Below are 12,347 nucleotides of genomic sequence, written 5' to 3'. Positions count from 1 at the left end.
ATGGAGTTCCAAAGCATATTACAGCTTCATTTTTCTTGCGCTGCCCCTGTAGGACGAGTTCGACCCCCCAGAGTATCCAGAGACTTTGAGGCAAAATTCCACGCACTTGAGCAGAGTCAAAAGACTCTGATTGAGCAGACCAAGCAAAAGGAGCAGCTTGAGTATCTGACCGTTTCCCAAAGCAGTTCAGGGAAATTCTGGATTACTGTCGAGGGCAGTGGTAAGCCATTCATCAGACAGCCATTCGATACAGCAGAATTCTGCTTTGAGGCATCACTAGAGTTAGAGGACACGTTCGATATTTCGCGGGTGATCGGGCTGAGGGCAGGTGAGACGTTTGAGCGGATTGAGGAGATGATCGGAGTGTGGCTGGATCGGGAGCGGGTGGCGAGGGCCTGGGGGTGATAATAGCAGGGTAGATCTAGACTTGAGTACAGTTATTCTTTTTTCTGAGGAAGCTGCGGAATATGTCACATATTAGGAGACTCTCTCAAGGAATTGTGGTGTTGGTAGCTCTGGCAGTAGGGCTAGGCAACTCAGTGGGTAGAAAGTTTGTAGTTGTACTGGCAAATCCAGCTCATAAGGATTCTACACAATACTGTTCGGATAAGCATAAAGCAAGATAAATTGTTGACTATCCCTACTAGCAAGTCAACATACCTATGCTGTTGAGAGATTTCACTCTAATTTCTCCTGATATAGCACTACGAAACTGTGTTAGTACTATAAATAGAAGCTATCACTGCAGAAGTATGCCAGCCCCTTATAGTTATGACCTTCGCTGCAAAGCGATTGCTGCGGTCAAGAATGGAGAACGGAAAGTCGACGTATGCCGGATGTTAAACATCAGTCGGAACACCTTGCACTTATGGATAGCGCGAGAGGAATCGACCGGTGATTGTCAGGCCATTACCCACTACCAGCAAGGAGCTCGCCACAAAATTACAGATTGGGAGCGCTTTCGTGAATTTGCTCAAGAGCATGGGGGAAAGACTCAGGCCCAAATGGCTAAATTATGGGGTGATAATGTCACCCAGCAAAATATCAGTGATGCCTTGAAGAAATTAGGATTGAGTCGAAAAAAAAGACCTATGGCTATCGAGAACGGGATGAAACGCAACGCCAAGCCTTTATAGAGCGGTTACAGACCAAACATCCTCACCAGATAGTCTATGTGGATGAAGCAGGTATCGATAATCGAGCGGATTATCCCTATGGATATTGCCCCATTGGTCAACGATTCTATGACCTTAAATCAGGCAAGCGGACAGAGCGAGTCAGTTTCATTGCTGCGCTCAAAGAGCGACAGTTATTTGCCCCGATGACTTTCGAAGGGTCTTGCAATCGTTTGTTATTTGAGGCGTGGTTACAGCAGAGTCTCCTGCCCCAGCTACACCCTGGCGATATTATCGTGATTGATAATGCCAGTTTTCACCATGGACAAAGTATCGAAGAAATCGTAGCTGAAGCAGGGTGTGAGATTTGGTATCTACCGAGCTATTCTCCTGATCTCAACAAAATTGAGCGATGGTGGTTTGTACTCAAAAACTGGATGAAGCAGCGATGGGATGAGTTTGACACTTTTCGTGATTGTGTAGATGCTGCCTTTAAGGAGTGTACTAACATATTCCCGTAGTGCTATATAAAGCCAGGAGAACTATTCCAGGCAATTGAGACAGCTATTCCCACAGACAAGATTACCGAAGCGATTGACTCCACAGGTAGCCGAGAGCAACGGAATCGACGCTTACCTACACATGTCGTTGTGGCTTTGGTCATTGCAATGCATTTTTGGTCTCATGACTCCATCGTTGATGTACTCAAGAACTTAGTCTCTGGCTTGAGTGAGCAATGGATTCGGCTAGCTCAACGATGGCGAGTACCCAGCAAATCGTCAATTAGTGAAGCGCGTCAACGGGTGGGGCCTCGGGTGATAAGTCAATTGTTTGCTTTGATAGCTCGTCCTTTAGGAACAGCACAAACCTCTGGTGCATTCCTGGGTGGTTTGAGAGTGATGAGTGTCGATGGGACAGTCTTTGATGTCCCTGATACTGACGCCAATGCCAGAGTGTTTGGATATCCTGGCTCTCGTGCAGGGACTCGTGCAGCTTTTCCCAAAGCTCGATTAGTCATCTTGGTTGAATCGGGTACTCATTTGATCACAGATGCCCTGATGTGTCCCTATCGGATCGGGGAGCGAGTTCGCGCCATTAAACTGTTACGCTCTGTCAGCGAAGGGATGCTCCTGATGTGGGATCGAGGACTTCATTCCTACAAGATGGTCAACGCGACTCTCAAACAGAAGTGTCACCTGCTCGGACGAGTGCCGGCCAATGTGAAATTTGAACGGGTAGAAGAATGTGCAGATGGGTCTTATTTGAGTTGGATTGCTCCAGACCGCAAATCTAAGAAGAAAGGAGGACAACGGATTCAGGTTCGAATCATTGAGTACATCATTGATGATGAGGACGAACCGTAGGTTTACCGATTGATGACTGACTTGCTAGATATTGAACAATTCCCAGCTCTATTATTGGCGCAAGAATATCACCAAAGATGGGAAGTAGAAAATACACTCGATGAATTCAAAACGCACCTCAATGGTCGTAAAACCCCTATTCGCTCCAAGAATCCTCGGGAAGTGGTTCAAGAAGTATATGGGTGGTTATTGGCACATTGGGCTGTCCGTTGCTTGATGTTCCAAGCGGCGGAACACGGTGAGATTTCTCCTTTGAATATAGGCTTCACTGGAACCCTCAAAGTTCTACGCAGAGCAGTTCCTACTTTTCAAGCCACACCACCTAAAGAACTCCCTTTTTTCTCAGTTGGTTAGCTCATGAGATCCTAGACCAGACCATCCCGCCTCGACAGGGAAGAAGTAACCCCAGGGTCGTCAAAAAACCAAGGTCGAAGTTCCCCTCAAGGAAACCAGCACATAGGGGCAGTGGAAGCAATTTAGAGAGATTAGCTTTTGCTATACCCAACACGGCTTAGAAGCTATCCGGACTGTATTGGGATTCTACACATCTAGCGCAATCACAATTACCCAAAGAAGTTCAACGCTATTTTGAGGTCCAGCGTCGAATTCAAGTGGCAAAAGAGACAAAGGCATCTGAGCTAGATTTGAGCGAGCTGTCACTTACCCAAATACCAACAGGAATCATACAGCTTACCAAGCTACAAAAGCTAAACCTGTCGAGTAACCGACTAAGTAGCTTGCCACCAGAGATCCTATGGCTTACCAATCTGCAATCGCTAAACCTATCGAGCAACCAACTGAGTAGCTTGCCATCAGGAATTGGACAGCTTACCAAGCTACAAACGCTAGACCTCCGGGGCAATCAACTGAGTAGCTTGCCACCAGAGATAGAGAAGCTGCATCAATCAACAAAGATCACCGTGGAGGGCAACCCATTACCCCCTCATATTCTTGAGCAATATGAATCTCGTTGATTTTTTATTGAGTGGAACTGCGTTTCAACATCAGGACTTCTTAGGAGATTTCCGGGTTTTAGTCTTTTTAGATTCCTTGGGTTTAACCTGTGAATTTTCTTCAAAGATATAACTCATTGGTACATTAGGGGATTTAATCCATCGGTTCTGCTTTGTTCCGTCATACATGGTTTTGTACATCCGATTGCGCTCAGCTTTGAGTTCGTCTCCACTCAGTTCACCAAATATAATAAAGATCAGATCATCGTTGTGCATGACTTTCCCAGGGTTCTCCTGCATGATCTGTGAGATTGCATCAATTTTGTTCATCTGATCATACGGCTTGTTCATTGTCAGACTGCTTGATGAAGTGCTGCTTGTTTTCTTCTGACTTTTCTCTTTCTTTGCGGCAGTTTGAGATATAGCTTTCTTAGGAGTTGCAGATTTTTTCTTTGAGGATGTGGACGAAGCTTTTGGGGCGGCTTTCTTGGAAGTAGCTTCAGCTTTAGGCTCTACCTTATTTGCATTTTTTGGAGCTGAGGCTGATTTTTTGGATGTTGGAGATTTTCTCTTCCCAGATGAGGGTGACGCTTTCTGAGCAGCTTTCTTTGGGGTAGCTTCGGCTTTAGTTTCTACTGTTCCGCTTGTCTTTGCAGTAGAAGCTGATTTTTGGGGAGTTGAAGACTTCTTCTTTGAAGCAGCTTTTGGAGCAGTTTTCTTAGACTTGGCTTTGGGTTCTACTGTGTCAGCAGCTTTGGAGTCTGGGGCTGGTTCTGCTGGGGGTAGTAAGTCTGCTTCTCCTTGAAGAAATGAAAGGATGTCTGTGCCCAATAAAGGATCTTCAATCAACGTATCTAGAGACGTGAGTTTAGTCTTGAGTTGATTCGTTTGGGCTTCAAGTTCAGCCAGTGTCTCCTGGTAGTGGGTTTTTAACTCAAGGAGTACTTCGGAGTATTTGTTGTCAGCGGCCATAGGTTCTTTCATCTCGGTGTAGTTCTAGTAAAACAGAGAACGCTATAGGTTAGTTTTGTCTAGCCAGCATTACGGCAAAATCCCCAAATCTCACTTCTCTACATTAGAATAGCTGCAAGTCTGTCCCTAGTGAGGTTTCCTATGCCCTCTGCAACTATCGACAAGCTCAACCAACTCAAAGTTCAGCTTGAGCAGTGCAACAACGAAACTGCTGCCCTTCTCCTAAAACGAACGATTGCGAAACTCGAATCTCAGCTACAGATAGAACAACTCACAACAGGTTCTGCCAAAGCACCATCAAAAGAAATACCAAAAGCCTCTCAGGCTAGTACCAAACGTCAATCCATAGACCAGGATCAGGCCAAGGGAAAACCCAAAGCAACACCCCAGCAACAGCAGGCGACAAAAACTCCCCAGGCAAAATCTAAGCAGCGAAAGCAGCGAAATAAGAGACAGCCTCTGCTCTCTGGCAATGGCACCCATCGGGCCTGGTGCCGACTTCCGGGAATCATCCGGGTTCAGGAGGTTGAGGGGGAGAAGGAACGACCCAATTACTTTCTAGAGCTTGACGGTCATCAGATTCCCTTGAGAGTAAAGCATCGATTCGCAAAATTTACTAAAGCCGCCTTGCATAGACCCTTGATGGTCAAATGCTATCCCCAGATTATTGATGGTCAAATATTCTTCACACAATTCGCAGGGGCGATTGAGGTAACCCCTGAGAAGCCTGAAGCTTGGGTGTTGATCGGAGTGTGGAATGCACACAAGCAAAGAGTGTTGGTCCAGCGTGATCAGAAGCTGGATAACAATAGGAGGATTCTTCAGCACTCACCTCTGATCAGTGAGGAGTGCTTGGAGAAGTTGGAGGATAGAAAACTCTATCGTTTTGAGTGTCAGCGAAAAGGAGTCACGGTCACGGTGGTGGGTGTGGAGGCTGTTATGAGTGAAGCGGAGAAATCTGATCAGGTAATCTCATAGCCCTAAAGCGATTGAGCTATGAGATCAGATTCCATTAATTCAAATTGGCTCTACCAGCGGTTACCACCACCACCTCTATTTTCACGGGGCTTTGCCTTATTCACTTTGAGAGTACGTCCCATCCATTCAGCACCGTCAAGTTCTTCAATAGCTTTGGCTTCTTCAGCTTCATCACCCATTTCGACAAAACCAAATCCACGCTTACGCCCTGTTTCACGGTCAGTGGGAAGCTGGGCACTTTTTACGGTTCCATATTCAGCAAAAGCGGTATTTAGGTCTTGCTCTGTAACATCATAAGAGAGGTTACCAACGTAAATTGACATGAATTAATTTCCAAAATCAATAATGTGTAGAGATATAGATTTCGGTGCGTGGCCTTGAAAATTGAACTGGAAAAAATCAAGCAATTCTGAAAACTAACGGGAACCCGATACTAATTATCTCAGTGAATATGCTAACCGATCCCCATATTAGATGTTGGTTGAAGCAGAAATCTTTACAGAGACTCTGGTTTATGATGAATGACTATTTGTGAGTAACTCAATTAGATTGCTTTATTGAGAAAATCATTGTGAGTTCTCCACAGGTTAGCCACAATATATCTAAAGTTCTCCACAGCCTACAGGCTGTTTTCCACAAGTTCCAACGACAGGATAAGGTTTTTGGCTTTTTCTGTGGAAAATCATATAAGTTTGATTCAGTCTAATCCATTAGTGTGTATAGGTTAGAGTTCAATTCAATTTCCTCAAAATGGATTTGACATTCACGCATGTTGATCGCAAGATGGTGTTCCCAGGCTTAAGTGCGTGCGCTCAATATTGAGCAAGCTATAGGGCCGAAGAACGTTCTTCGACACTGACTTGTTTGATAAAAGAGGGCATCTATTTGCGTGCTTAATTTTTTGGTTTTTAGACCATCACTACCGACCTCACTGTTGTTCAAGGATGACCGAATTTATGTCCACAACAATAAGTATTCTGGCCGATATCCCTGAAGAGCTTCATGATGCCTTGAAAGGTTATCTAGACACCCATCCTGACTGGGATCAAGATCGGGTTTTCTCAGCAGCACTATCGCTATTCCTGATGCAGTACGGGCAATCAGACCGCAGAACAGCTCGTATTTACTTAGATAGTCTGTTTAAGAAAGATTTGCCAACTGCTTGTTAATGCCTACCCCCAGCTAACCCTCAGTCTGTCCATCTGCCTAACCCAGGATCACCTTGGATTCCTCGCCTACACATATCCCAACGATGACCCTGAAGACGCCCTGATCAAACTCCTAGATCGCGCCAGGAGCCGAGCTATTCGTATGGCTGAGCAACAGGTGAGGGTCTTGTACCCAGACCAAGAGGAACCCGTGAGCTTGGCTGGTGGTATGGTGGAGAATCCGATTGGGGCATTGCAGGAGTTATGTCAGCGTCAGCAAATCTCTATGCCTAGATATGAGTTTGAGGTGATACCGGAAGGATTTCGATGTGCAGTGCGGGCGATGGGACTGGAGGGAGTTGGTGAGGGTTTGTCTAAGAAACAGGCGAAGGTGGAGGCTGCGGGGGAGTTAAAGGTGATGCAATAGAACAAATGCCTTTCATCAATTAAATCTTTGGATCAGCAGGATGGTTCTTGATGGAATTCAGAGGTATTACAATTCAGAACCACTATTATGCGACATGATCCTTTCAATTCAGTTGAATAGGTATCTTATAATTCCTCACTTAAGGCATAGGCAAGGGCCGTTTGTTGAGCTTCCGTTAATGCGTCCAAACCGAAACTTGCCATCACTATTGGAGAAATCGGTGGCTTGGTATATAAGAGAATTTCATCGTTTGAGTCTTTGAGAAGTGTTTTACCTCTCTTAGTTTTAATCGTGTATAAAGATTGTTTACTAGCCATCTCTACTTCATAGCCATAATCCTGAATCTTTAAGCGATATACCAACTGATTACCCCCCGTTTTGAGTTGATAGCCCCCATCTTTTTGACGATGCAAGATAAACAGATTTTGGCTCTGATCTGGTGATTTCAGCTTCCAGGTATCATCCACAGGTACGACATAGCCCCGCACCTGTTCCTGGTGATCTTTAATTTTTATTTTTTGAGCAGAATCTTTCTTTAATCGCAGGATCACTTGGCCTGAAGCATCTACCAATTTGGCACCATCGGGTTGAGATTTAAGAGTAAATCGTTCTTGACCGTTATATTGCCTGAACTTGATGCCTGATTTTGAATCTACAGTGACTGATGAATCTGTCTGGATATCGGGGATCGAGATAGGGGAAATTGGCACACCAGTTTGACAGCCAACTATTAAAGGCATCAGTAAGATAACTGACCAGCCACTTTTAGTAATAGTTTTGATACTTCTAAATGTACAGTTCAAAGCAGGGCAACACTTTTTACTAAATGGAGGAAGCTGAAAACTACTATTAGACAATGATCTTAGGACTTTAGTTTTGCATCAAGGTGTTACCCTGGCAACTTAAGGCTTGAACCAATCCGAATTCTCCCAGTAGCATTGCAAAAAACATTTTTAGCCCCAACAAAGGCGCACTTGGGGGAGTGCGCCAGACAAAATCACCTACAGCGGTTTTCATATAGATAGGGGACAGCCACAACTCTTAAAAAGCTTGATCAGTAAATGCTCCAGGATTGAATATGTCCCCTACCAACCTGCGATCCGCTGTATGCAGATGTGTACTTAGCGAGGTGCAAGCTTGATTAAGTACACATAGATTATAGCAAATTAATAAATAAATATAGATTGAGCTTTATCTATATATAAAACAACGAAAACTTAAAGTTGAAGATAGTGTGGAAGGTATTGAAGTAAGTAAGCGTTTACAACAATCCCCTCCCCTCAAGAAGCCATATCGATAAACTAACGGTGCGTTAGAAGACTCTCCCCATGAACCCCCAAATCATCAGCCTCAACTCCAAGCCCACCCCCCAGACCACCCCAGAGCAACCCAAGCCCGCCCCTTCCACTCCAAAACTCCTAGACAAAACAGAGTTCCCAACGAAATCCCTCGCGCATATCCTAGAGGCTACACTGGACGTGCCTTAGTAGAGGATATCTGCATTGAAACCCAAACTCGTCTCACTGAAGCCCAAGGCATCAACCCAACTCTCGCTAAAGATACCAACAAACACTGAATCAACCCCCACATACTCAGACAAGGCATCATTCCCCACCATCGATCGGAAAGATGATCTGCCAGTGAAGCGCAAGGTAGCTCCACAGTCTGAAGACGATGATCGCACCACTGAACCCACTCTCAAATACGACCGCAGCGAACCCACCGATACACGGAGAACACAACGAGGGTATTCAGCTCGGCAAACACCAGGACGAGTCCGACCCCCCAGAGTATCCAGAGACTTTGAGGCAAAATTCCACGCTCTTGAGCAGAGTCAAAAGACTCTGATTGAGCAGACCAAGCAAAAGGGGCAGCTTGAGTATCTGACCGTTTCCCAAAGCAGTTCAGGGAAATATTGGATTACCGTTGAGGGCAGCGGCAAGCCCTTCATCAGAATCTCGTTTGATACGCCTGAGTTCTGTTTTGAGTGTGCCTTGGAATTAGAGGACACGTTTGATGTGTTGCAGGTGTTGAGTCTGCGGCCAGGGGAGACCATTGAGCGGATTGAGGAGATGATCGGAGTGTGGTTGGATCGGGAACGGGTGAGTAGGGTTTGGGGGTGATTGGGTAAACATGGAAAGTGATGTTTATTCTACCTGCGTCATGGAGCGGCTGTGTGCCACAGCCGCTCCATGACGCAGGTAGAGAATTGCTAGACCAGTTTTCCTGACGTGGTAAATACACACCGAATCGGTAACGCAACTCATTTAAAGCCTACTTTTTACAGGTACGATAAACGTCGAAAAAAAGCTTAAAAGTGGCTTTATTCACATTAAATGATGTTCAAAACACTGCTCAAAATCAAAAAATAGGTTTATTTGGGTGATTTGATGATTTATAGCTCTTAACAAGTGCAGTGAGTTAACTTCCAAAATTTGGGAGCTAACGAAGAATCAGCCTTTGAGGCATCAGACATTATCATTAGAACTCAGCTAATGATAATGCCTGATGCGAGTTTGTTCTGCTATTTTGTCTGAAACTCATTCCTAGAATTGGTTTCATAGAATTCAAACTACCTGTGAAATGTAGGTTAAAGGAATGTCCATGAATAATGCATAATCCCCTGCTGGCCATCGTCGTTTCATTCGGAACGAACGGAACAAGGTCGCCACGATATACGGAATACTTTTGAACCATGTGCGAATCAGTTTGCTGTGTCCAATTTTTGCAAGTACTTGGCGATGGTCTTCATGCCGATTAACTCGATGCATATCTGCCATTTTCATTGTTGTACCAAAAATCTTCCAAATATGAGCGCTGATTTCTCCGGTCAGGTTTGTTGGACAGGCAAACAGTACATGAATAGCATCATGAACATCTAAAATATCAACGAGATCTGGTGTAACATTCTCTAAACCTTCGCTTTTGCGAAGTTCTTGAATACCTTCTCGTAAGGTGATGCATGTGTTTGGACGCATGTACTCTAAGGGTTTAATTCTCATCAGAATTTTTCTCTAGGTGTACTTATTGTTAGAAGGAATTTGTAGAGATGTTTAGTACTAAATGCAGAGGCTATTTACACTCATATATTTTTGCCATGTCTTCTACAGATTGAGATATAAGCTCTTGCAACAAGTCACGATCAATATCATCCAATTTCTTAATGTAAAAGCATGATTTTCCGGTTTTGTACTTTCCAATCTTGCTCATCACTGCTTCGTAGCGGGTAAATCCAGGCATGATGTAAATGGTTATATTCTGTTTGCGAGGTAAGAATCCGGTGACAAAATAATCTCCTTCTCTGCCACTGGCATATTTGTAGTGATAATTGCCAAAGCCCACGATGCTGGTTCCCCACATTTTTGGCTTCTTATCAGTAATAGCTTCCATCAAGGCTAACAGTTCGAGGCAATCAGTACGTTTGTGATCATCTTCAATTCCTTTGAGGAATTCGTAAGGGTTTTCTTCAGTAGGTTTAGTTTTTAACTCAGCCATTGTTGAGAAGACCCGCGATTCTGGTTTTGCAAACAGTTTAGCGCTTTGTTAGAAGACCTTTCGCCATACCTGAATTTTTCCTTAAGGTGTCACTGAGGATTGAAGATGAGGGGACTTCGATATTGTTGAAGTTTTGGGGCTGCAGCTACCGGGACAATTGAGCGGATTGAGGAGATGATCGGAGTGTGGCTGGATCGGGAGCGGGTGGCGAGGGCCTGGGGGTGATAATAGCAGGGTAGATCTAGACTTGAGTACAGTTATTCTTTTTTCTGAGGAAGCTGCGGAATATGTCACATATTAGGAGACTCTCTCAAGGAATTGTGGTGTTGGTAGCTCTGGCAGTAGGGCTAGGCAACTCAGTGGGTAGAAAGTTTGTAGTTGTACTGGCAAATCCAGCTCATAAGGATTCTACACATCTAGCGCAATCACAATTACCCAAAGAAGTTCAACGCTATTTTGAGGTCCAGCGTCGAATTCAAGTGGCAAAAGAGACAAAGGCATCTGAGCTAGATTTGAGCGAGCTGTCACTTACCCAAATACCAACAGGAATCATACAGCTTACCAAGCTACAAAAGCTAAACCTGTCGAGTAACCAACTAAGTAGCTTGCCACCAGAGATCCTATGGCTTACCAATCTGCAATCGCTAAACCTATCGAGCAACCAACTGAGTAGCTTGCCATCAGGAATTGGACAGCTTACCAAGCTACAAACGCTAGACCTCCGGGGCAATCAACTGAGTAGCTTGCCACCAGAGATAGAGAAGCTGCATCAATCAACAAAGATCACCGTGGAGGGCAACCCATTACCCCCTCATATTCTTGAGCAATATGAATCTCGTTGATTTTTTATTGAGTGGAACTGCGTTTCAACATCAGGACTTCTTAGGAGATTTCCGGGTTTTAGTCTTTTTAGATTCCTTGGGTTTAACCTGTGAATTTTCTTCAAAGATATAACTCATTGGTACATTAGGGGATTTAATCCATCGGTTCTGCTTTGTTCCGTCATACATGGTTTTGTACATCCGATTGCGCTCAGCTTTGAGTTCGTCTCCACTCAGTTCACCAAATATAATAAAGATCAGATCATCGTTGTGCATGACTTTCCCAGGGTTCTCCTGCATGATCTGTGAGATTGCATCAATTTTGTTCATCTGATCATACGGCTTGTTCATTGTCAGACTGCTTGATGAAGTGCTGCTTGTTTTCTTCTGACTTTTCTCTTTCTTTGCGGCAGTTTGAGATATAGCTTTCTTAGGAGTTGCAGATTTTTTCTTTGAGGATGTGGACGAAGCTTTTGGGGCGGCTTTCTTGGAAGTAGCTTCAGCTTTAGGCTCTACCTTATTTGCATTTTTTGGAGCTGAGGCTGATTTTTTGGATGTTGGAGATTTTCTCTTCCCAGATGAGGGTGACGCTTTCTGAGCAGCTTTCTTTGGGGTAGCTTCGGCTTTAGTTTCTACTGTTCCGCTTGTCTTTGCAGTAGAAGCTGATTTTTGGGGAGTTGAAGACTTCTTCTTTGAAGCAGCTTTTGGAGCAGTTTTCTTAGACTTGGCTTTGGGTTCTACTGTGTCGGCAACTTTTGAGGCTGGTTCTGTTGAGGTGGGTGAATCTGCCTCACCTTGAAGGATTGAAAGGATGTCTGACCTTTACCCGATAGGCTGACTTCTATGACCAATTTTCCTCATATGAGAATTACGATTTAAAACGCAAATTGGTATGAGTTGACTCGCTTGAGCTTCAAGTTCAGCCAGTGTCTCTTGGTAGTGAGTCTTTAACTTAAGAAGTACTTCGGAATATTTGTTGTCGGCGGCCATAGTTTGTCGTAGATCAGTGTAGTTCTAGTAAAGCAGAGGATTGCTATGGCTTAGTCTTTCCTCAATCACTTTCACTGACTTTCA

Annotated in this window: 14 protein-coding genes and 2 pseudogenes; 10 read left to right on the top strand and 6 right to left on the bottom strand. The window is 44.4% G+C overall.

Annotated features, from left to right (window positions below; genetic code table 11):
• The 4 genes and pseudogenes from I1H34_RS28545 (at nt 1) to I1H34_RS28530 (ending at nt 3,453) form a co-directional block, all read left to right on the top strand.
• Nucleotides 1–405, top strand: a complete 405-nt coding sequence (locus I1H34_RS28545; RefSeq protein WP_249370271.1) for a hypothetical protein — start codon at nt 1–3, stop codon at nt 403–405.
• 347 nt (nt 406–752) lie between these two features.
• Nucleotides 753–1,636, top strand: a protein-coding gene (locus I1H34_RS28540) for an IS630 family transposase (RefSeq protein WP_212666740.1) whose coding sequence is annotated in 2 segments (ribosomal slippage) — nt 753–1,079 and nt 1,082–1,636 — 882 coding nt in all. Because the reading frame shifts where the segments join, the coding sequence is not laid out codon by codon here.
• A gap of 60 nt (nt 1,637–1,696) precedes the next feature.
• Nucleotides 1,697–2,833 (top strand): annotated as a pseudogene (locus I1H34_RS28535) (IS4 family transposase).
• Between the two features lie 257 nt (nt 2,834–3,090).
• Complete coding sequence (locus I1H34_RS28530) at nt 3,091–3,453, top strand: leucine-rich repeat domain-containing protein (RefSeq protein ID WP_249370270.1); 363 nt, start codon at nt 3,091–3,093, stop codon at nt 3,451–3,453.
• Nucleotides 3,454–3,483: 30 nt separating this feature from the next.
• On the opposite strand, the gene I1H34_RS28525 is transcribed toward I1H34_RS28530, so the two are convergent.
• Nucleotides 3,484–4,404: a hypothetical protein gene (locus tag I1H34_RS28525; protein ID WP_212666739.1), complete on the bottom strand. Its 921-nt coding sequence runs from the start codon at nt 4,402–4,404 to the stop codon at nt 3,484–3,486.
• A gap of 141 nt (nt 4,405–4,545) precedes the next feature.
• Here I1H34_RS28525 and I1H34_RS28520 point away from each other — a divergent pair, with 141 nt between their 5' ends.
• A complete protein-coding gene (locus I1H34_RS28520) occupies nt 4,546–5,382 on the top strand; it encodes a hypothetical protein (protein ID WP_212666738.1) in 837 nt (278 codons plus the stop codon).
• A 50-nt stretch (nt 5,383–5,432) separates the two neighbouring features.
• Here the strand turns inward: I1H34_RS28520 and I1H34_RS28515 are convergent, their stop codons facing one another.
• Entirely contained in the window at nt 5,433–5,705 is a 273-nt protein-coding gene (locus I1H34_RS28515; protein WP_212666737.1) for an RNA recognition motif domain-containing protein, read from the bottom strand.
• 633 nt (nt 5,706–6,338) lie between these two features.
• Here I1H34_RS28515 and I1H34_RS28510 point away from each other — a divergent pair.
• Together I1H34_RS28510 and I1H34_RS33020 are read left to right on the top strand one after the other, a co-directional pair.
• Nucleotides 6,339–6,551, top strand: a complete 213-nt coding sequence (locus tag I1H34_RS28510; protein WP_212661525.1) for a DUF2811 domain-containing protein — start codon at nt 6,339–6,341, stop codon at nt 6,549–6,551.
• A 142-nt stretch (nt 6,552–6,693) separates the two neighbouring features.
• The gene (locus I1H34_RS33020; protein WP_315874907.1) at nt 6,694–6,957 is read left to right on the top strand and encodes a double-stranded RNA binding motif domain-containing protein; all 264 of its coding nucleotides are present in this window, start codon (nt 6,694–6,696) and stop codon (nt 6,955–6,957) included.
• 125 nt (nt 6,958–7,082) lie between these two features.
• Here I1H34_RS33020 and I1H34_RS28500 read toward each other — a convergent pair whose 3' ends face one another.
• Nucleotides 7,083–7,667, bottom strand: coding sequence for a hypothetical protein (locus tag I1H34_RS28500; RefSeq protein WP_212666736.1), 585 nt, complete (start codon nt 7,665–7,667; stop codon nt 7,083–7,085).
• Between the two features lie 618 nt (nt 7,668–8,285).
• Here I1H34_RS28500 and I1H34_RS28495 point away from each other — a divergent pair.
• Nucleotides 8,286–8,444: a hypothetical protein gene (locus I1H34_RS28495; protein ID WP_212666937.1), complete on the top strand. Its 159-nt coding sequence runs from the start codon at nt 8,286–8,288 to the stop codon at nt 8,442–8,444.
• Nucleotides 8,445–8,459: 15 nt separating this feature from the next.
• Nucleotides 8,460–9,080, top strand: a complete 621-nt coding sequence (locus I1H34_RS28490) for a hypothetical protein (protein ID WP_212666735.1) — start codon at nt 8,460–8,462, stop codon at nt 9,078–9,080.
• Nucleotides 9,081–9,524: 444 nt separating this feature from the next.
• Here I1H34_RS28490 and I1H34_RS28485 read toward each other — a convergent pair whose 3' ends face one another.
• Nucleotides 9,525–9,959 carry a hypothetical protein gene (locus tag I1H34_RS28485; protein ID WP_212666734.1) on the bottom strand — a complete coding sequence of 145 codons (435 nt, stop codon included), beginning with the start codon at nt 9,957–9,959 and terminating at the stop codon, nt 9,525–9,527.
• 70 nt (nt 9,960–10,029) lie between these two features.
• A complete protein-coding gene (locus I1H34_RS28480; protein ID WP_212666733.1) occupies nt 10,030–10,452 on the bottom strand; it encodes a DUF1801 domain-containing protein in 423 nt (140 codons plus the stop codon).
• 287 nt (nt 10,453–10,739) lie between these two features.
• Between I1H34_RS28480 and I1H34_RS28475 the strand changes: the two genes are divergently transcribed.
• Nucleotides 10,740–11,294, top strand: a complete 555-nt coding sequence (locus I1H34_RS28475; protein ID WP_212666732.1) for a leucine-rich repeat domain-containing protein — start codon at nt 10,740–10,742, stop codon at nt 11,292–11,294.
• 30 nt (nt 11,295–11,324) lie between these two features.
• Here I1H34_RS28475 and I1H34_RS33160 read toward each other — a convergent pair.
• Nucleotides 11,325–12,263: pseudogene (locus tag I1H34_RS33160) on the bottom strand (hypothetical protein).
• Between the last annotated feature and the right edge of the window lie 84 nt (nt 12,264–12,347).

It is taken from the genome of Acaryochloris marina S15, assembly GCF_018336915.1.
GTDB classification, from domain to species: Bacteria; Cyanobacteriota; Cyanobacteriia; order Thermosynechococcales; family Thermosynechococcaceae; genus Acaryochloris; species Acaryochloris marina_A.
The sequence above is the reverse complement of the archived record's forward strand: the minus strand, read 5'-3'. Positions and strand labels throughout refer to the sequence as shown.